This is a genomic window from Rhodococcus sp. PvR099 (assembly GCF_017833315.1).
GTDB lineage: Bacteria > Actinomycetota > Actinomycetes > Mycobacteriales > Mycobacteriaceae > Rhodococcus_G > Rhodococcus_G oryzae.
Genome location: NZ_JAFIBV010000001.1, coordinates 2,376,195 through 2,394,130, shown reverse-complemented (window position 1 = coordinate 2,394,130; position 17,936 = coordinate 2,376,195). Strand labels below are relative to the sequence as shown.

At 69.4% G+C, this 17,936-nt stretch carries 18 protein-coding genes; 12 read left to right on the top strand and 6 right to left on the bottom strand.

All coding sequences use genetic code 11. The annotated features are described in order from the left end of the window. Nucleotides 1-30 precede the first annotated feature (30 nt). From JOE46_RS10810 to JOE46_RS10775, 8 genes are read left to right on the top strand one after another with little or no spacing between them, the layout of a single operon-like run. A complete protein-coding gene (locus JOE46_RS10810) occupies nucleotides 31-897 on the top strand; it encodes a xanthine dehydrogenase family protein subunit M (RefSeq protein ID WP_209927207.1) in 867 nt (288 codons plus the stop codon). A gap of 37 nt (nucleotides 898-934) precedes the next feature. Then, nucleotides 935-1,501 (top strand): (2Fe-2S)-binding protein, encoded by a 567-nt coding sequence (locus JOE46_RS10805; protein ID WP_209927206.1) that lies wholly within the window; start codon nucleotides 935-937, stop codon nucleotides 1,499-1,501. Further along, nucleotides 1,498-3,915 (top strand): aerobic carbon-monoxide dehydrogenase large subunit, encoded by a 2,418-nt coding sequence (locus tag JOE46_RS10800; protein WP_097212516.1) that lies wholly within the window; start codon nucleotides 1,498-1,500, stop codon nucleotides 3,913-3,915. Before JOE46_RS10805 ends, JOE46_RS10800 begins: the two co-directional genes overlap by 4 nt. 51 nt (nucleotides 3,916-3,966) lie before the next feature. Then, the gene (locus JOE46_RS10795; RefSeq protein ID WP_209927205.1) at nucleotides 3,967-4,863 is read left to right on the top strand and encodes an XdhC family protein; all 897 of its coding nucleotides are present in this window, start codon (nucleotides 3,967-3,969) and stop codon (nucleotides 4,861-4,863) included. Further along, nucleotides 4,860-5,444: an NTP transferase domain-containing protein gene (locus JOE46_RS10790; RefSeq protein WP_209927203.1), complete on the top strand. Its 585-nt coding sequence runs from the start codon at nucleotides 4,860-4,862 to the stop codon at nucleotides 5,442-5,444. Before JOE46_RS10795 ends, JOE46_RS10790 begins: the two co-directional genes overlap by 4 nt. A gap of 3 nt (nucleotides 5,445-5,447) precedes the next feature. Further along, nucleotides 5,448-6,362 carry a MoxR family ATPase gene (locus tag JOE46_RS10785; protein ID WP_097212513.1) on the top strand — a complete coding sequence of 305 codons (915 nt, stop codon included), beginning with the start codon at nucleotides 5,448-5,450 and terminating at the stop codon, nucleotides 6,360-6,362. A 13-nt stretch (nucleotides 6,363-6,375) separates the two neighbouring features. Next, on the top strand, nucleotides 6,376-7,029 hold the full coding sequence (locus JOE46_RS10780) for an SRPBCC family protein (RefSeq protein ID WP_097212512.1): 654 nt from the start codon (nucleotides 6,376-6,378) through the stop codon (nucleotides 7,027-7,029). A 9-nt stretch (nucleotides 7,030-7,038) separates the two neighbouring features. Beyond that, entirely contained in the window at nucleotides 7,039-8,250 is a 1,212-nt protein-coding gene (locus JOE46_RS10775; protein ID WP_209927202.1) for a VWA domain-containing protein, read from the top strand. Nucleotides 8,251-8,259: 9 nt separating this feature from the next. Here JOE46_RS10775 and JOE46_RS10770 read toward each other — a convergent pair whose 3' ends face one another. The 5 genes from JOE46_RS10770 to JOE46_RS10750 all read right to left on the bottom strand — a co-directional run bounded on the left by JOE46_RS10770 (nucleotide 8,260) and on the right by JOE46_RS10750 (nucleotide 13,434). Next, nucleotides 8,260-9,396, bottom strand: a complete 1,137-nt coding sequence (locus JOE46_RS10770; RefSeq protein WP_097212511.1) for an Mrp/NBP35 family ATP-binding protein — start codon at nucleotides 9,394-9,396, stop codon at nucleotides 8,260-8,262. Nucleotides 9,397-9,420: 24 nt separating this feature from the next. Further along, complete coding sequence (locus tag JOE46_RS10765; protein ID WP_097212510.1) at nucleotides 9,421-10,260, bottom strand: lytic transglycosylase domain-containing protein; 840 nt, start codon at nucleotides 10,258-10,260, stop codon at nucleotides 9,421-9,423. A gap of 240 nt (nucleotides 10,261-10,500) precedes the next feature. Next, complete coding sequence (locus JOE46_RS10760) at nucleotides 10,501-11,553, bottom strand: lytic transglycosylase domain-containing protein (protein WP_209927201.1); 1,053 nt, start codon at nucleotides 11,551-11,553, stop codon at nucleotides 10,501-10,503. An 86-nt stretch (nucleotides 11,554-11,639) separates the two neighbouring features. Then, the gene (locus tag JOE46_RS10755; RefSeq protein ID WP_097212508.1) at nucleotides 11,640-12,170 is read right to left on the bottom strand and encodes a DUF1003 domain-containing protein; all 531 of its coding nucleotides are present in this window, start codon (nucleotides 12,168-12,170) and stop codon (nucleotides 11,640-11,642) included. Continuing rightward, nucleotides 12,163-13,434 carry a magnesium transporter MgtE N-terminal domain-containing protein gene (locus tag JOE46_RS10750; RefSeq protein ID WP_077042431.1) on the bottom strand — a complete coding sequence of 424 codons (1,272 nt, stop codon included), beginning with the start codon at nucleotides 13,432-13,434 and terminating at the stop codon, nucleotides 12,163-12,165. Before JOE46_RS10750 ends, JOE46_RS10755 begins: the two co-directional genes overlap by 8 nt. Nucleotides 13,435-13,466: 32 nt before the next feature. Here JOE46_RS10750 and JOE46_RS10745 point away from each other — a divergent pair, with 32 nt between their 5' ends. After that, nucleotides 13,467-14,423 (top strand): CoA ester lyase, encoded by a 957-nt coding sequence (locus JOE46_RS10745; RefSeq protein WP_077042430.1) that lies wholly within the window; start codon nucleotides 13,467-13,469, stop codon nucleotides 14,421-14,423. 61 nt (nucleotides 14,424-14,484) lie between these two features. Next, nucleotides 14,485-14,979 (top strand): general stress protein, encoded by a 495-nt coding sequence (locus JOE46_RS10740; protein ID WP_077042429.1) that lies wholly within the window; start codon nucleotides 14,485-14,487, stop codon nucleotides 14,977-14,979. Between the two features lie 37 nt (nucleotides 14,980-15,016). On the opposite strand, the gene bla is transcribed toward JOE46_RS10740, so the two are convergent. Beyond that, on the bottom strand, nucleotides 15,017-15,976 hold the full coding sequence (gene bla, locus JOE46_RS10735) for a class A beta-lactamase (protein ID WP_209927200.1): 960 nt from the start codon (nucleotides 15,974-15,976) through the stop codon (nucleotides 15,017-15,019). A 147-nt stretch (nucleotides 15,977-16,123) separates the two neighbouring features. Between bla and JOE46_RS10730 the strand changes: the two genes are divergently transcribed. Together JOE46_RS10730 and JOE46_RS10725 are read left to right on the top strand one after the other, a co-directional pair. Next, nucleotides 16,124-17,017, top strand: a complete 894-nt coding sequence (locus JOE46_RS10730; protein ID WP_097212507.1) for a LysR family transcriptional regulator — start codon at nucleotides 16,124-16,126, stop codon at nucleotides 17,015-17,017. Beyond that, nucleotides 17,014-17,928, top strand: coding sequence for a serine hydrolase (locus tag JOE46_RS10725; RefSeq protein ID WP_097212506.1), 915 nt, complete (start codon nucleotides 17,014-17,016; stop codon nucleotides 17,926-17,928). The genes JOE46_RS10730 and JOE46_RS10725 overlap by 4 nt, the downstream gene beginning before the upstream one ends. Nucleotides 17,929-17,936: the final 8 nt, after the last annotated feature.

Genomic DNA, 17,936 nt, shown 5'->3' with positions numbered 1-17,936 from the left:
TTTGTCCCCATGCGATGCGAGGTGGATCAGATGCAGGTCCCTGGACCCTTTGAATACGAGCGAGCGACGAGCGTGGTCGACGCGATCGGACTGCTCGAACGGCTGGGGAGCGAGGCCCGACTGGTGGCCGGCGGCCACAGCCTGCTCCCGATGATGAAGCTGCGGCTGGCGAACCCCGAGTACCTCATCGACATCAACCCGCTGCACGACGAGCTGGGTCACATCACGGTGGAGCCGTCGGGCGTGCGGATCGGTGCGATGGTGCGACACCGGGAACTGCTCGAGTCCGCGGAGCTGGCCGCGCTGTGGCCGATCTTCCGGGACGCCGAGCGGGTGATCGCCGACCCGGTGGTGCGCAACCGCGGCACCATCGGCGGATCGCTCTGTCAGGCGGACCCGGCCGAGGACCTCAGCACGGTGTGCGAGGTGCTCGACGCGACCTGCGTACTGCAGGGGCCGCGCGGTGAGCGCTCGATCGCCATGTCCGAGTTCCACGTCGGGCCGTACGAGACCGCCGCGGCGGACAACGAGATCCTCACCGAGATCCGGATCCCCTTCCGTGATCGCGGGTCGAATGCCTACGCGAAAGTGGAAAGACGCGTAGGGGATTGGGCGATCGCGGCGGCGGGCGCCGCGGTGTGGCTGGACGGCCCGGTCGTCGTAGAGGCGAGGATCGGTCTCACCGCGGTGAATGCCGACCCGTCCGGATTCGGCGAGGTGTACGAGTTCCTCATCGGCAAGCCGTGTACCGACGAGGTCGCGCTCTATGCAGGCGATCTGGCGTCCCGGCACTGCGAACCGGTCACCGACCAGCGGGGTACCGCGGAGTACAAGCGGCACCTGGCCAAGGAACTGACCCGCCGCGCGCTGCGCACGGCTGCCGGACGGGTCCACTAGCGAGGACAGGTCGGGGGACCAGGGAAGGACGAAAGACATGCAGGTGACGATGACCGTCAACGGCAGTGAGGTCACGGAGGACGTCGAACCCCGAATGCTCCTGGTGCACTTCCTGCGAGATCAGCTGCGGCTGACCGGAACCCACTGGGGCTGCGACACCAGCAACTGCGGCACCTGCGTGGTGCTGGTGGACGGCGAGCCCTTGAAGTCCTGCACGATGCTGGCCGCGATGGCCGCCGGGCACGAGGTGCGCACCGTCGAGGGCCTCGAACGCGACGGCGAACTCGACCCGGTCCAGCAGGGCTTCATGGAATGTCACGGCCTGCAGTGCGGCTTCTGCACCCCCGGCATGATGATGACCGCAAGGGCCCTGCTCGACAGCACCCCGCATCCGGACGAGCAGGCCATTCGCGAGGCGATCTCCGGACAGATCTGCCGGTGCACCGGGTACACCACGATCGTCCGTTCCGTGCAGTGGGCCGCGGCGCACGAAGAGGGCGCGGCCCGCGAACCGGAACCGGAGCGCGGCACCGGTCCCACCGCGGCGCAGCCCGAGACCTCCTCACCGCCGCGCGTCAGCGAGCACGCCGGAGGTGCATCATGACCACCGTCGACCATCCACCGACCGGACCAGTGACGGACGAGTCGGACAACGAACACTTCGACAACAACAAGAAGCCGGTCGGGTACGGGCGGATGCTCCGCAAGGAGGATCCCCGCTTCATCCGCGGCCGCGGGAACTATGTCGACGACATCGTGCTTCCCGGCATGCTGCACCTGGCCATCCTGCGGTCGCCCGTCGCACACGCACGCATCGTGCGCGTGGACACGACGGCGGCGCAGGCGCATCCGAAGGTGAAGGCGGTCATCACCGGCGCCGACCTGGCCGAGCAGGGACTGGCCTGGATGCCGACCCTCTCCAACGACGTGCAGGCGGTCCTCGCCACCGACAAGGTGCGTTTCCAGGGGCAGGAGGTGGCGTGCGTCATCGCCGAGGACCGGTACTCGGCGCGTGATGCGCTCGAGCTGATCGACGTCGAATACGACATCCTCGATCCGGTGATCGACGCCCGCAAGGCGCTCGCGCCCGACGCCCCGGTGATCCGAACCGACCTCGAGGGCAAGACCGACAACCACGTCTTCGACTGGGAGGCGGGCGATCCGAAGGCGACGGAGGAGGCGTTCGCCAGGGCGGAGGTGATCACCACCCAGGAGATCGTCTACCCCCGCGTGCACCCGGCGCCGATGGAAACCTGTGGCGCCGTAGCGGATTTCGACGCGGTCAACGGCAAACTGACGCTCTGGTCCACCTCCCAGGCGCCGCACGCCCACCGGACCCTGTATGCACTGGTGGCCGGGCTGCCCGAGCACAAGATCCGGGTCGTCTCGCCGGACATCGGCGGTGGGTTCGGCAACAAGGTGCCGATCTACCCCGGATACGTGTGCGCCATCGTCGCCTCGCTGGTGACCGGGAAGCCGGTCAAGTGGATGGAGGACCGCAGCGAGAACCTGATGAGCACCGGGTTCGCGCGGGACTACATCATGCAGGGCGAGATCGCCGCCACCAGGGAGGGCAAGATCCTCGCGATCCGGACGAACGTGCTCGCCGACCACGGCGCCTTCAACGGCACCGCGGCTCCGGTGAAGTACCCGGCCGGTTTCTTCGGGGTGTTCACGGGCAGCTACGACCTCGAGGCCGCCTACTGCAAGATGACCGCCGTCTACACCGACAAGGCTCCGGGTGGGGTGGCGTATGCCTGCTCGTTCCGGATCACCGAGGCGGTGTATCTCGTTGAGCGACTAGTCGATTGCCTCGCGTACGACCTCGACATGGATCCCGCCGAGCTGCGGCTGAAGAACCTGCTCAAGCCGGACCAGTTCCCCTACACCTCGAAGACCGGCTGGGTCTACGACTCGGGCGACTACGAGGTGACCATGCGCAAGGCCATGGACATGATCGGCTACGCCGACCTGCGCCGGGAGCAGGCCGAGAAGCGTGAGCGGGGCGAGCTGATGGGCATCGGCATGTCCTTCTTCACGGAGGCGGTCGGTGCCGGGCCCCGCAAGCACATGGACATCCTCGGGCTCGGCATGGCGGACGGTTGCGAACTCCGCGTGCACCCGACAGGCAAGGCCGTGGTTCGGCTGTCGGTGCAGAGCCAGGGGCAGGGGCACGAGACGACCTTCGCGCAGATCGTCGCGGAGGAGCTCGGCATCCCGCCGGACGACATCGACGTGGTGCACGGCGACACCGACAACACCCCGTTCGGCCTCGGCACCTATGGCAGCCGGTCGACGCCGGTGTCCGGGGCGGCCGCGGCGCTGGTCGCGCGGAAGGTGCGGGACAAGGCGAAGATCATCGCGTCGGGCATGCTCGAGGTGTCCGTGGCCGACCTCGAATGGGAGAAGGGTTCCTTCCACGTGAAGGGCGATCCGACGACGGCGGTGACGATCCAGGACATCGCGATGCGGTCGTACGGTGCCGGCGACCTGCCGGAGGGTCTCGAGGGCGGGCTCGAAGCCCAGATCTGTTACAACCCCGAGAATCTCACCTACCCGTACGGATCGTATTTCTGCGTCGTCGACATCGATCCCGGCACCGCCGAGGTAAAAGTGCGCAGGTTCCTCGCGGTGGACGACTGCGGCACCCGGATCAACCCGATGATCATCGAGGGACAGGTGCACGGCGGCATCACCGACGGGATCGGGATGGCGCTGATGGAGATCATGGCGTTCGACGAGGACGGGAACTGCCTGGGTGGCTCGCTGATGGACTACCTGATCCCGACGGCGCTCGAGGTGCCCCACCTCGAGACCGGTTTCACGGTGACGCCCTCGCCGCACCATCCGATCGGCGCCAAGGGTGTCGGCGAGTCGGCGACCGTGGGTTCGCCGCCCGCCGTCGTGAACGCCGTGGTAGACGCGCTGAAGCCGTTCGGCGTCCGGCACGCCGACATGCCGCTGACACCCTCGCGGGTGTGGGAGGCGATGCAGGGCAGAGCGGCACCACCGATCTAGCCCGCGGCCGGAGACCGGGCAGGACCCAGCACAGCGCAGGAGGGTGCGGGCATGGAGACGAACGCGCGGATCGCCGAGCTGATCGACCGCAGGCAACCGTTCGTGCACGCGACCGTGGTGCGGGCCGAGCCGCCGACTTCCGCGCACACCGGCGACGAGGCGATCGTGCTGCCGGACGGCACCATCGAGGGTTTCGTCGGCGGTCAGTGCGCCGAGAGTTCGGTGCGCAGGGCCGCGCTCGATGCCCTGCAGTCCGAGGAGAGCGTGCTGCTGCGGGTGCTGCCGGACGGCCAGGCCCAGTTCCCGGAGGCGCCGGGGGCGACGGTCGTCGTCAACCCGTGCCTGTCCGGGGGCGCACTGGAGATCTTCCTCGCGCCGCGACTGCCCGCCGCGCGGCTGTATCTGATGGGCACCAACCCCGCCGCGGACGCGGTCGCCGAGCTGGCCCGGATGCTGGGGTTCCAGATCGAGCGGGTCGAGGAGGGCGGCAGGCCCGGCGACGCGGTGGCGGCGGTGATCGTCGGACTCGGGGGGAACGAGGCGGAGTCCATCAGGTCCGCGCTCGACGCCGGCGTGGGATACATCGGGCTGGTCGCCAGCAGGATCCGCGGCGCGAGCGTGCTGGATCAGCTCGAACTCGACGAGGCGGAGCGGGCCAGGGTCCACACCCCGGCCGGGTTGCCCATCGGCGCGCGCACCCCTGCCGAGATCGCGTTGTCGATCCTCGCGCAGATCGTGCATGGCATTCGGCTCGGCGAGCTGGCCCGCCGAAGCCCGGCTCTGGACGCCGCACTCGCCGCCGCGGCGCAGGACACGGTCACCGATCCGAACTGTGGCATGACGGTGACGGTCCGCGCGGACACCCCGCGGGTCGAGCTCGACGGGCAGACCTACTGGTTCTGCAGCGCCGGGTGCCGCGACCAGTACGCGCGGGAGCGGTCCCCGTGACGGTCACCGGCATCGTCCTCGCGGCCGGGGGATCGGCCCGCCTCGGCAGGCCCAAGCAGCTGCTGGAGTACCGGGGCGCCCCGCTACTGGCGGCGGTGCTGCGGGTCGCGCGCGAGTGCCGCCTCGACCAGGTGCTGGTGGCCCTCGGCGGGGCGGCGGCCGAGGTGGAGGCCGCCGTCGACCTGTCCGGGATACAGGTCGTGCACAACCCCGACTTCGGTTCCGGCTGCGCCTCGACGATCTCGCGCGCGCTGGACGAGGTCGACCCGAACGCGCGGGGCATCGTCCTGATGCTCGGCGACCAACCCGGGGTCCGGTCGGCGACGGTCGCGGCACTGCTCGACGTCGCGACGTCGGACGCGAGTGCGGTCTGCCGATACCGGGACGGCCGCGGGCACCCGCTCTGGTTCGGTCGCAGTATCTTTCCCGAGCTGCGGGGGCTGCACGGCGACAAGGGGGTGTGGAAACTGCTCGAATCGGGCCGGATCCCGGTGTTGGAGGTGCCGGTCGATGCCGAGATCCCGCTCGATGTCGACACCTGGGACGACTACCTGGCGCTGCAGGCGCAGGATTCTCGGTGAGCCATGAGCCGGCCCGGGTTCGCCGATCTCGCCGACGTCGTCGGGCGCTTCGACGCGCAGGACTACCTGCTGGACGAGGGCACGGCGTCGGCGATCTACCTGGCACTGGCGCTCGGGCGGCCACTGTTGCTCGAAGGCGAGCCGGGAGTGGGTAAGACGACCGCGGCGAAGGCGCTCGCCGCCGCGCTCGACACCACGCTGATCCGGCTCCAGTGCTACGAGGGGCTCGGTGCCGGTGAGGCCCTGTACGACTGGAACTACCAACGGCAGCTGCTCGCGATCCGGATGGCCGAGTCGCGCGCCGGCCGGCTGGACGAGTCGGATCTGTTCACCGAGGAGTTCCTGCTGCCGCGCCCGATTCTGCAGTGCGTGCGGCACAGGGGCGCAGGGGCGCCCGTGCTCCTGGTCGACGAGATCGACCGTGCCGATGACGAATTCGAGGCATTGCTGCTCGAGTTCCTCGGCGAGTCGTCCGTCACGGTGCCGGAGCTCGGGACCTTCGCCGCGGAGCGACCGCCCGTGGTGGTCCTCACCTCCAACCGCAGCCGCGATCTGCACGACGCGCTCCGCAGGCGCTGCCTCTACCACTGGATCGAGTATCCGAAACCCGAACGCGCGGTGGCGATCCTGCGGCGCACCGTACCGGAGGCGAACACAGCGCTGATCAAACAGGTCACCGAGTTCGTCGGCGAAGCCCGCGGGCTCGACCTCGACAAGCCGCCCGGTCTGGCCGAGTCGATCGACTGGGTGTCGGCGCTCGCGGCACTGGGCGCGACCGAACTCGGCCGCGCCGAGGCGGTCACGAGCCTCGGTGCGATCGCCAAGACCCCGGACGACCGGGACTCGATCGTCGCGCTGCTCGACCACAACGAACGCGATCGGGCCACGCCGTGCGCGGCACCCGATGTCACCACATGAGAGGTCAAGGGCGATGAAGCTGGAAAATCAGTTCACGGTGCACGCGCCGATCGAGACGGCCTGGGACACCCTGACCGATCTCGATGTGGTCGCGCCTCTGCTCCCGGGTGCGCAGCTGACGGGGCGCGACGGCGACGCGTACCTGGGCAAGATGAAGGTCAAGGTCGGCCCCGTGACGAGCGAGTTCTCCGGCCGGGCGGCGTTCAGGGAAACCGACCGAGCGGCGCATCGAGCCGTGATCGAGGCCAACGGCCGGGATTCGCGGGGCGCGGGCAACGCCTCCGCCACCATCACCGCGCGGCTGGTCGAGGAGGGCGACGCGACGAGGGTGACCGTCGACACCGACATGAAGGTGGTCGGGAAGCTGGCGCAGTTCGGCAGCGGCGTCATCGCACAGGTGTCGGAGAAGATGATGAACCAGTTCGCCGCCTCGCTCGAGGCCAAGCTGGCCGCGGGGGAGCAGGCAAGCGAGCCGGAGACGGCGGCGCAGGCAGAGGAGGCACCCGGTGCGCTCGTCGCGGCGCCGGAACCGGCCCATGAGCCCGAGCCGCTCGACCTGCTCGGGTTGGCCGGACCGGCCCTCGCGAAGCGGCTGCTCCCACTCGCGGCGGCGCTGCTGGCCGGTCTCGTGGTCGGGCTGGCCATTCGATTCCTGTGGCGACATTGAGCCGTGGTCATGGCCGAACCGGCACTGGCAAGGGGGATCGACCTGGCGGCCTTCTCCATTGCGCTGACGATGCGCCTGCGGGCAGCGCGGATCCCGGTGACCGAGGGCGCCGCGGCCGAGTTCGCCAGGGCGCTGTCGTCGTTGCGGCCGACGTCGATGTCCCGCCTGTACTGGGCGGCGCGCCTGACTCTGGTGCGCAGGCAGGCCGATCTCGCCGGCTTCGACCGGGTCTTCACGGGCGTCTTCGGGGCGTCGCTGTTGGCGATGGACCCGAATGCACACCGCGCGCTGCGTCATTCGCTGCCCGATTCCCACATTGCGGCGCTGGTGTCGCGCGCGGGGAGCGACTCGACGCAATCGCAGGGCGTCGGACTGCCCTGGGCGACGATGGCGGCGGTCCGGGTCACCCGCGACCGCGGCGAGGAGGGGCCGAGCCTGCCCCTGCGATTGCCTGGCCGCCTGGAGGCGGTGGAGGGCCGGCCGTTCGGGGAGTTCAGGGAGGACGAGTTGCGGGCACTACGCAGCTGGTTGGACGAGGCATCGGTCGCCTGGCCGAGGCGACGCACGAGGCGAAGGCGACGCCACCCGGCGGGCAGGCGGATCGCGCTCCGGGAGACGATCGCCCGGTCTCGGCGCACCGGCTGGGAGACCCTGACGATCGTGCGCACCAGGCCGGTGATCCGGCCCCGGCGGATGGTGATGCTCTGCGACGTGAGCCAGTCCATGCAGCCCTATGCCGACGTCTACCTGCACCTGATGCGTGCCGCCGTGACCCGTGGCGACGCGGAGGTCTTCGCCTTCTCGACGCGGCTGACCAGGCTGACCGCCGTGCTCGCACACCGATCCGCCGAGGCCGCGGTCGCGCACGCCAACGACAGGGTGGTCGACCGGTTCGGCGGCACCCACATCGGCGGCAGCGTGCGCGACCTGCTCGCGTCGCACCACGGCAACGCGCTGCGTGGGGCGGTGGTGCTCATCGCCTCGGACGGCTGGGACAGCGACAGCCCGCAGCAGCTGGGCGCCGCGATGGCCCGCCTGCACCGCAGGGCGTACCGCGTGATCTGGCTCAACCCACGCGCGGGGGCGACGGGGTTCGAGCCGCTGGTCGGGGCGATGGCCGCGGCGCTCCCGTACTGCGACCGGCTGCTGGCCGCCGACACCCTGATCTCGGTGCGTGAGGCGCTCGAGGTGATCGGTGCCGCCGCGTGGCGCGGCCGTTGAGCGCCGGACCTACAGGTGCCGCGTGGTGTCGATGCCGAGCGACATGCCCGCCAGGCCGCGCGAGCGGACCGAGAGCTTCTCGGCGATATCCCGCAGCGCGGTGCCTGCCGGGGAGTCGGGATCGCTGAGCACGATCGGGACGCCCTCGTCGCCGCCCTCGCGGACCGCCTGCTCGAGCGGGATCTGTCCGAGCAGCGGGACCTTCGCTCCGACGGCCTTGGTGAGCCGGTCGGACACGGCCTGACCGCCCCCGGAGCCGAACACCTCCATCCTGGTGCCGTCCGGCAGCTCCATCCAGGACATGTTCTCCACGACGCCGACGATGCGCTGGCGGGTCTGCAGCGCGATCGCGCCCGCCCGCTCGGCCACCTCGGCCGCGGCCTGCTGCGGGGTGGTGACCACCAGGATCTCCGCGCCGGGGATCAGCTGGGCGACGGAGATCGCCACGTCACCGGTGCCGGGCGGCAGGTCGAGCAGCAGCACGTCCAGGTCGCCCCAGAACACGTCGGCCAGGAACTGCTGGAGCGCGCGGTGCAGCATCGGCCCGCGCCAGACGACGGGGGTGTTGCCCTGGGTGAACTGCGCGATCGAGATGAGCTTCACGTCGTGCGCCTGCGGCGGCATGATCATCCGCTCGACCTGCGTCGGCTTGGCGTCGGTGCCGAGCATCCGGGGGACCGAGTGGCCGTAGATGTCCGCGTCGAGGACACCGACCGAGAGGCCGCGGGCGGCCATGGCGGCCGCGAGATTGACTGTGACGGAAGACTTTCCGACGCCGCCCTTGCCGGATGCCACGGCATACACGCGGGTCAGCGAGCCGGGCTGGGCGAACGGGATGACCGGCTCGGCCGAGTCGCCGCGCAGTGACTTGCGCAGCTCGGTGCGCTGCTCGTCGTTCATCACGTCGAGCTCGACGCGGATGGCGCCGATGCCGGACACATCGGCGACCGCCTTGGTGACCCGATCGGTGATCTCGGTCCGCATGGGGCAGCCCGCGGTCGTCAGGTAGATCTCGATGTCGACGCTGGCGTCGTCGGACAGCGCGACGCTCTTGACCATCCCCAGCTCGGTGATGGGTTTGCGGATCTCCGGATCGAGCACCCGGGACAGCGCGCTACGAACGTCGGACTCGGTCACTACTGGCATGCCCTAATCCTAGGTGGCCTGGACTCAGTGGATACGCGGCAGGGCGTCCGCGGTGGGGGTGATGCCGGTCGAGTAGGCCAGCGCCCATGCGGTCACGTTGGCCACGTACGCCATCGAGTTGTTGTAGCGGTGGATCGCCATGGTGGCCGAGCCGATGTCGCGCATGTTGGTCCCGCGGTCGCACAGGTACTTGCCGGTCGCGGCGGCGGAGTCGAACAGGTTCTGCGGGTCGATCTTGCCGTCGCCGTTGCCGTCGGCGCCGAACTGCGCCCAGGTGGTGGGGATGAACTGGGTGGGGCCGACCGCGCGGTCGTAGACGGTGTCGCCGTCGAGGGCGCCGCCGTCGGTGTCCATGATGACGGCCTGTCCGGGCAGGCTGCCGTTGAGCGGCAGGCCGATGACCGGCTCGAACACGTCGCCGTTGTCGTGGGCCTTGCCGCCGTTGGCGTGGTGCGACTCGACCATGCCGATGCCCGCGATCTGCATCCAGCTGATGCCACAGCCGGGCAGGTCCTTGGCGAGCAGCTTCTCGGCGGACTGGTAGGCGGCGAAGTTGACGCCGGGGATGCCGAGCGGTCCCTCGGGCAGGGGGGCGGGCGCGGGCGCCGGTGCGGGCTCGGGGGCGGGCGCGAGGACCGGGGCGGCCTCGGCGGCGGGCGTGGCCACGGCGGCGGGCTCGGCCTCGGGCTGCGGGGCGGCGGGAACGTCGGCGATCGGTGCGGAGTCGGCGGCGACCGTGAACGGGAGCGAGGGGGAGGCACTTGCCGTGGTCCCGACGACCAGCCCGGCGGGGACTAACCCGGCGAGTGCCACGACGGAGTTGCGGCGAAGATTCGAATCGTTCTTCTTGCTGTGGCGACCCACGGTGATCCTCCTGCGTCCCGGTCGGGGCACTGATTTGTTATCGACCGGAGCCGAGGCTACCCGAATTCGAGATACTTCCGTTACTTTACCGTGATCTGCGTAACGGGATTCTGGAGGTAATCACTGGTCAGCGAAGAAAATTGGATAGTTTCAGTTAGGTCACGCCGAGGGCGCGTCGAGACCGAAAAGTGAACCCGTTCGAGACCTGGCGAAGGGATGCCGAGCGTTCCGTCCGGACTGTCAGGGTGCGGGCGGGGGAGGCGGCGTCGCCGGCGCGGCGGGAGTGCCGCCGGGCGGCGGACAGAAGATCAGGCACGGCAGCTCGGGCAGGCCGGGGATCAGTGGCGCCGGTGCTGGGGCCGGTGCGGCGGGCGCGACGGGTGCGGCCGCATCGACGGCGCGTCCCGGTTCGGGTGCCGACGTCGGCTCGGCCGGCTCCGGCCGGACCTCCGGGATCGAACCGGGGGCGGGCGTCCCGCCGCCCGCATATGCCGCGGACCACGCCAGCACATTGGCGGCGTAGGCCATCGAATTGTTGTAGCGCAGGACCGCCCGGACTTCTTGGGCGCTGTCGCGCAGGTTCAGTCCACCCGAGCAGAGGTACCGGGCGGCCGCGAGCGAGGCGTCGAAGACGTTGTTCGGGTCGGCGGTGCCGTCGCCGTTCCCGTCGGCGGCGTACCGCGTCCAGGTGCTGGGGATGAACTGCATGGGCCCGACCGCGCGATCGTGCTTCTTGTCGCCGTCCAGGGCGCCGTCGTCGGTGTCGGTGATGACCTGGTTGCCCGCGAGGTGCCCGTTCAGGACCGGTCCCAGGATCGGGGTCAGCGTGGTGCCCGCCGCGTCGGTACGGCCGCCGCCCGCGTGCCCGGACTCGATCCGGCCGATCCCGGCCAGGAGATGCCACGTCACCCCGCAGTCCGGTGCCTCCGTGGCCATCGTCGACTCGGCCATCCGGTACGCGCCGAGCACCAGTTCGGGGATGCCGAGTTCGCTCACCGTGATCGCCGCGGGCATCGGCGACAGGCGGGGCGCCAGCGCGGGCGGCAGCTCGAACTGGACCGGTGGGGGCGGGGTGTACGCGTGCGGTGCGCGGGCCGGCCTGGGCGCGGGGGGCAGCACCCCGACCGTGCCCGCGGGATCGAGGGCGTCCTGCGTCGTGACCGCGACCCCGGCGAGGGCGGGTGCGGCGGTACCGAACGGTCCGAAGCCGAGCGCGGCGCCCACGACCGTGGCAGCGGCCCCGACCGCGACCAACGTCGCCGTCGACCCGGCCGCGAGACCCCTGATCCGCATGCGCCCACCCTTCGCAATGCCCGAACCCACGAAATGTGACCCAGATTACAGAGTGGATACGCGGGTGGTGGCCCTTTCGGGTGGTGCTACCGGCGCGGGGGCCTCGGCTCCTCCTCATCCTGCGGGGTCAGCAGGGACTTGATCTCCTCGAGCTCGCGGCGCAGGTAGTCCCTTGTGGCCACCTCGCCGACGGCCAGGCGCAGCGCGGCGAGCTCGCGGGCCAGGAACTCGGTGTCGGCCTTGGTCTGTTCCGCCCTGGCCCGGTCCTCCCCGAGCGAGACGCGGTCCCGGTTCTCCTGCCGGTTCTGCGCCAGCAGGATCAGCGGCGCGGCGTACGCGGCCTGGGTGGAGAACGCCAGGTTGAGCAGGATGAACGGGTACGGATCCCACTGCAGCCGCACCGCGAACACGTTGAGGGTGATCCAGACGATCACCACGATCGTCTGGATGGCCAGGTACCGCCCGGTTCCGAGGAACCGAGCGAACCGCTCGCCGACCCGGCCGACGGCTTCGACGTCGATCTGGAAATTGAACAGCCGGGATCCGCGCGGTGTGTCGAGCCGTTGACGTGCGCTCAGTGCAGTCGTCTTCTCCGACGATGTCCGCTTCTCACTCATCGGCCACTTCCTGTTCGCGCCAGTCCTCAGGGAGCAGGTGATCGAGCACGTCGTCGACGGTGACGGCGCCGAGCAGGTGTTCCTCGTCATCGACGACCGGTCCGCACACCAGGTTGTATCTCGCGAAGTAGCGGGTCACCGCCGTCAGCGACTCGTCCGGGTCGAGCCGGGTGAGGTCGGTGTCCAGCACCCCGCCGACCAGGGTCGCGGGCGGCTCCCGCAGCAGCTGCTGTAGGTGCACGCAACCGAGATATCGGCCGGTCGGCGTCGAGATCGGCGGCCGGACGACGAACACCAGGCTGGCCAGCGCAGGCGTCAGATCCGGGTTCCGGACCCGGGCCAGCGCCTCGGCGACGGTGGTCGAGGGCGTGAGGATCACCGGTTCGGGCGTCATCAGGCCGCCCGCGGTGTCGGGGGAGTGCTCGAGCAGCCGGCGCACGGGCTCGGAGTCCTCGGGATCCATCAGCTGCAGCAGCGACTCGGCCTCGGCGTCGGGCAGCTCGCCCAGCAGGTCCGCGGCGTCGTCGGGGTCCATCGCCTCGAGCACGTCGGCCGCGCGTTCCACCTCGAGGTGGGTGAGCAGGTCGGTCTGATCGTCGGACGGCAACTCCTGCAGCACATCCGCGAGCCGCTCGTCGTCGAGCGCGACCGCGACCTCGTGACGGCGCTTGTCGGGAAGCTCGCGGATGGCCTCGGCGACGTCGGCGGGACGCATGCCCTCGAACTGTGCCAACAGCTGCGAGACGCCCTGTCCCGGCAGGGCCAGCTGAGATTGCGTCAGCCCCTGCACGTGCTGCCAGTCGACGATCTGCATCGCGGTGCGGCGGGCGAGCCTGCCTCGGGGCTTGCGGACCGCAACGCGGGAGACCACCCAGTCCCGCGTCCTGGTCAGCTCGATGCCCAGGTCCGCGACCAGAACCTCCTGACCGGCCAGGTCGTCGTGTTCGGGGTCGTCGACACGCACCCGGCTGTCGAGTATCTGGGCCAGGGCCAACACCTCGCCGGGTTTCTGGGTGAACCGGCGCAGGCTCACGTTGCCGGTCAGTGTCACCGAGCCGGGCTCGATGGCCGTCACCCGCAGCATCGGGATGAATATCCTTCGCCGGGTGAGCAATTCGACGACCAGGCCGAGGACTCGGGGGCGTTGTCGGCCGACCCGGATGGTGATGACGACGTCGCGGACGCGACCGATCGATTCTCCGTCGGGCCCGAGCACCACCAGGCCGGCGAGCCTGGCTACGAAGACCTTGCTCACTGCTGCCATGATGGCCAGGCTAATTCACACTGGAGGTCCACATGCAGGTCGCGCGTCCGCGTCGGTCGATTCTTGCCGTTCCCGGCAGCAGCAGGAAGATGATCGACAAGGCCAAGGGATTGCCGGCCGACGAGATCTTCCTCGATCTCGAGGACGCCGTCGCACCGATCGCCAAGGCACAGGCCAGGGCCGAGATCGTCGATGCGCTGAACTCCGACGGATGGGGTGAGCAGATCCGGGTCGTCCGGGTCAACGACTGGACCACCGAGTGGACCCACGCCGACGTCATCGAGGTGGTCTCCGGCGCAGGTGCCCGGATCGACGCCATCCTGTTGCCGAAGGTGACCGACGCGAGTCACGTGCAGGCACTCGATCTGCTGCTCACCCAGGTCGAGCGGGCCAATGGGCTCGAGGTGGGCCGGATCGGCATCGAGGCGCAGATCGAGAACGCGATCGGCCTGACCAACATCAACGCCATCGCGACCGCCAGCCCGCGGGTGCAGACGCTGGTCTTCGGGCCCGCCGACTTCATGGCGAGCATCAACATGCGCACCCTTGTCGTCGGCGAGCAGCCGGAGGGTTACGAGCCGGGCGACGCCTACCACCACATCCTGATGACGATCCTGATGGCGGCGCGGGCGCACGGGCTCGAGGCGATCGACGGGCCGTACCTGCAGATCCGCGACGTCGAGGCCTTCCGGCGCGCCGCCGGGCGGACCGCGGCGCTCGGTTTCGACGGCAAGTGGGTGCTCCACCCCGGCCAGATCGATGCGGCCAACGAGGTTTTCAGCCCGCGTCAGGCCGACTACGACCACGCCGAGATGATCCTCGACGCGTACGAGTTCCACACCTCGGCGGCGGGCGGCGGGCGCGGCGCCGCGATGCTCGGTGACGAGATGATCGACGAGGCGAGCGCCAAGATGGCGCTGGTCGTCGCGGGCAAGGGGCGCGCGGCAGGCATGGTGCGGACCACACGGTTCGACCCGAACTCTCAGTAAGATGGACATCGACGAGAGTGCAGTTCTCACGAGCTGAATCACCGATGAGGGAGCACAGACGATGACCAATCCGCTCGCACAGCCGAATCGGACCGGACGCGGCGGGCCGCTGCCGACCCCTCCCACCGGTTGGCCGATCGGTTCGTACCCGACCTATGCCGAGGCGCAGCGCGCCGTCGATCACCTGTCGGACCAGGCCTTCCCGGTCGAGGACGTCACCATCGTCGGCGTGGACCTGATGCAGGTCGAGCGCGTTCTCGGACGGCTCACCTGGGCGAAAGTGATTGGTGGCGGAATCGTTTCGGGAGCCTGGTTGGGTGTGTTCCTTGGCCTGCTGCTCGGACTCTTCACCGACAGCCTCCTCGGCCCGCTGGTCGCGGGCATCATCGGCGGCATCATCTTCGGATTGATCTCCACCACCATCCCGTACGCCGCCACGCGTGGTCAGCGTGATTTCGCGTCCACCATGCAGTTGGTGGCCGGCCGCTACGACGTGCTGTGCGAGCCGAAGACCGCCGAGCGGGCGCGGGATCTGCTCGCCAAGCTGGCCATCTGACGGTTCCCGCCGCACCAGGGGTCTCCACACGGGTGACTCACGGCGAAGTCATGGCCTCGACCACCGCAGCGGTGGTGTCGGCAACCACCTCATTGTTCCCCTGTGCATCCTCCTGATTGGTCAGGCTGTCGGTGAGGATAGCGAGAACCAGGGGGTTGCCGTCCCGGTCCCAGGCGACGCCTGCGTCGTTGACGGTCCCGAACCGGCCTGCGCCGGATTTTGCCGCAGCGGTCCACCCGTCCGGCAGACCGGCGCGAATTCGCTTGTCCGACGTCTTGCTCGCCCGCATCCAGTCGACGAGTTGCGCGCGTTCGGGAGATCCGAGCGCGTCCCCCAGGAGCAGTGCCTGGTAGCCGTCCGCGAGTTCTTTCGGTGTGGAGGTGTCCCGCGGGTCCCCGCGGAGCGCGCTGTTCAGTTCGGTCTCCCACCGGTCCAGGCGGGTGCTCTCGTCTCCGATCTCGCGGGCGAGTGAGGTGATCGCGGGCGGCCCGCCGATCTCCTCGAGTAGATAGTTTCCTGCCGTGTTGTCACTCCGGGTCAGCGCCGCTTCGGCAATCTGCCGCAGTGTCATCGGGGTGCCGACGGCGGCCGCGGTGACGGGTGAATTCTCCACGAGGTCACCGGGTTCGACCAGGACCGGTTTGTCGAGTGACGATGTGCCCGCCCGCGTCCGGCGGAGTACCTCGGCGGCCGCGTACGTCTTGAACGTCGAACACAGGGCGAATCGTTCGTCGCCCCGATGCTGGTAGATCTGGCCGGTCGCGGGATCGATTGCGGTGACCCCGATTCGCGTGGAGTAGCGGGCCTCCAGCGCGTCGAGTTTCGTGTCGAGTGAGGGCAGTTCCGGTGTCACGGCCACCGAAGTGTCCTGGACGGTCTGATCCGCGGCGGCCGTGCACGCGCCAAGAAGCAGCGGAAGAGTGAGAGCGAGGGTGCGGGCACCGTGATGTCCGATGCTGCCCCGCTTCGATTTCGGATGAACTCGATTTCTGGTCATGACCCCAATGTCGGGGTCGGCGCCGCCGTGCGCAAAGACGGTCACAGCGTCGAGACGAGTCGAGAATGCTATCTCGCCAGTTCAGGAGGCAATTCTGTGTGGAGCAATTCGTCGCGCGCCCCTGACGCCCCCTGATCGGCTGATTCAATGGTGGCCATGGATCTGGTCCGCCATTTGAATTTCTTTGTCGCAGTTGCGGAAGAGGGGCATTTCGGAAATGCCGCGGCACGATTGGGAATGACACAACCGCCGTTGTCGCAGGGCCTGCGGCGTCTCGAACAGAGGCTGGGCACCGAGCTCGTCCACCGCAGCGCTCGTGGCGTCGGGCTCACGGACGCTGGGCGACAGTTGCTTCCGCGAGCACGGCTCCTGGTCTCCGACGCTGCCAGATTCGAGGACGAGGCTCGGCGCATCACGGGCGGACATGACGCAGCGGTGAGATGGGGTGTCACGCACTCGCTTGGCGACGACGTGGTGGTGCGGTGTGTCCGCGCGCTCCGCGACGCCGACAAGGCAAGGCCCACCAGGGTCGTCACCACCACTGCGACCACCACCGAACTGGTGGAGAGCGTCCGAACAGGGAGTCTCGACGTCGCTGTGGTCGAACACCCGGCGCTGCTCACGGGTCTCGATAGTGGGCCCATCCTGAAGATTCGGCGTTGGGTGGTCGTGCCGGACGACCATCCGGCCGCGATCGCGAAGAAGGCGCAGGTCCGGATGCTTCGGGGACTGACGTTGTCGACAGGTCCACGATCGGACAATCCCCCCGCTCACGACCTGTTCGTGGACATGTGGCGGGCCCGTGGCCTTGACCCGGACGTGGTCGTCTCGACGGGGCCGCGAGACCTGCTCGCCCGCGTGGCGGCCGGTGGCACTTTCGGGGTGACGACGACTCCGCCGACAACGATGCCCGGCGTGTCCTGGGTCGACATGGTGCGAGAGGAACTTGCGCTGCGCCTTCGTATCGTCTGGCGGGCGGGTGCCGATCTCGCGCTGTCGGCAGGCGCACTGGACCGGGTGCTCCTCAAGGCGGGACGATGAGCACGACCGCGGAGAAGCGGATCCGCGACGTGTTCGCCGACGCCGGCTGCACCGGCTGGCTTCACGCCAGGCGCATCGGAACGCGGCGAGCGGACGACGACGAAGACGCCGTCTCGGTCGGTGCCGACGAACTCGTCGTGACGGCGTCCGTCTACAAACTCCCACTCTTGGTTGCCCTGTGCAGGGCTTTCGACGTGGGGTCCCTCTCCCCGACAGCGACGGTACGTATCAATCCCGCGGACTGCACGCCGGGGCCGACCGGGGTGTCGACCTTCCGGGACCCGGTGGTGATGAGTTGGCGCGATCTGGCCCTGTCGATGATGACGGTGTCCGATAACGCCGCCGCGGACCTCATCCTCGGACGAGTGGGACTCGACGGCATCGATCGGGTGCTCGCCGAACTCGGACTGCTCCGCACGCGAATCGTCGGCGGCACAGCGGATATCCATCGGACCATGCTCGAGGAGGCGAATTCGCACACGACGAGGGAAGCGTTCGAGGTACTCGCCGACAATGACGAGGCGTGGGCGGGCTCCGCCTACGATCCGGCGTTCACGAGCGCGACGACCCCGAGAGAGATGACGTCGCTACTCGACGCGATCTGGACCGACGGTGTGGTGTCTGCGGATCAGGGTCAGTTCATCCGGGAGGTCATGGCGGGACAGATCTGGCCGCATCGAATCCGCTCGGGATTTCCCTATGCGGGGGTGACCGTGGCGGGGAAGACCGGGACGATCGGGGCCATCCGCAACGAGGTGGCAGTCGTGGGTTTCCCTGGCGAGACTCCGGTTGCCGTAGCCATTTTCACACGGGCGGCGCGCGCCGATCCTGTGCTGCCCGTGGTCGACCGGGCGATCGGACGGGCCGCTCACATCGCGGTGACCGAACTTCGTTCCGGCCGCATCGCGTGAGTGCGCGG

Excerpts from the sequence above, each read along its gene's own strand:
- JOE46_RS10810 (WP_209927207.1), top strand. The coding sequence starts at position 31 with ATGCAGGTCCCTGGACCCTTTGAATACGAGCGAGCGACGAGCGTGGTC.
- JOE46_RS10805 (WP_209927206.1), top strand. The coding sequence starts at position 935 with ATGCAGGTGACGATGACCGTCAACGGCAGTGAGGTCACGGAGGACGTC.
- JOE46_RS10800 (WP_097212516.1), top strand. The coding sequence starts at position 1,498 with ATGACCACCGTCGACCATCCACCGACCGGACCAGTGACGGACGAGTCG.
- JOE46_RS10795 (WP_209927205.1), top strand. The coding sequence starts at position 3,967 with ATGGAGACGAACGCGCGGATCGCCGAGCTGATCGACCGCAGGCAACCG.
- JOE46_RS10785 (WP_097212513.1), top strand. The coding sequence starts at position 5,448 with ATGAGCCGGCCCGGGTTCGCCGATCTCGCCGACGTCGTCGGGCGCTTC.
- JOE46_RS10780 (WP_097212512.1), top strand. The coding sequence starts at position 6,376 with ATGAAGCTGGAAAATCAGTTCACGGTGCACGCGCCGATCGAGACGGCC.
- JOE46_RS10775 (WP_209927202.1), top strand. The coding sequence starts at position 7,039 with ATGGCCGAACCGGCACTGGCAAGGGGGATCGACCTGGCGGCCTTCTCC.
- JOE46_RS10770 (WP_097212511.1), bottom strand. The coding sequence starts at position 9,396 with ATGCCAGTAGTGACCGAGTCCGACGTTCGTAGCGCGCTGTCCCGGGTG.
- JOE46_RS10760 (WP_209927201.1), bottom strand. The coding sequence starts at position 11,553 with ATGCGGATCAGGGGTCTCGCGGCCGGGTCGACGGCGACGTTGGTCGCG.
- JOE46_RS10755 (WP_097212508.1), bottom strand. The coding sequence starts at position 12,170 with ATGAGTGAGAAGCGGACATCGTCGGAGAAGACGACTGCACTGAGCGCA.
- JOE46_RS10750 (WP_077042431.1), bottom strand. The coding sequence starts at position 13,434 with ATGGCAGCAGTGAGCAAGGTCTTCGTAGCCAGGCTCGCCGGCCTGGTG.
- JOE46_RS10745 (WP_077042430.1), top strand. The coding sequence starts at position 13,467 with ATGCAGGTCGCGCGTCCGCGTCGGTCGATTCTTGCCGTTCCCGGCAGC.
- JOE46_RS10740 (WP_077042429.1), top strand. The coding sequence starts at position 14,485 with ATGACCAATCCGCTCGCACAGCCGAATCGGACCGGACGCGGCGGGCCG.
- bla (WP_209927200.1), bottom strand. The coding sequence starts at position 15,976 with ATGACCAGAAATCGAGTTCATCCGAAATCGAAGCGGGGCAGCATCGGA.
- JOE46_RS10730 (WP_097212507.1), top strand. The coding sequence starts at position 16,124 with ATGGTGGCCATGGATCTGGTCCGCCATTTGAATTTCTTTGTCGCAGTT.
- JOE46_RS10725 (WP_097212506.1), top strand. The coding sequence starts at position 17,014 with ATGAGCACGACCGCGGAGAAGCGGATCCGCGACGTGTTCGCCGACGCC.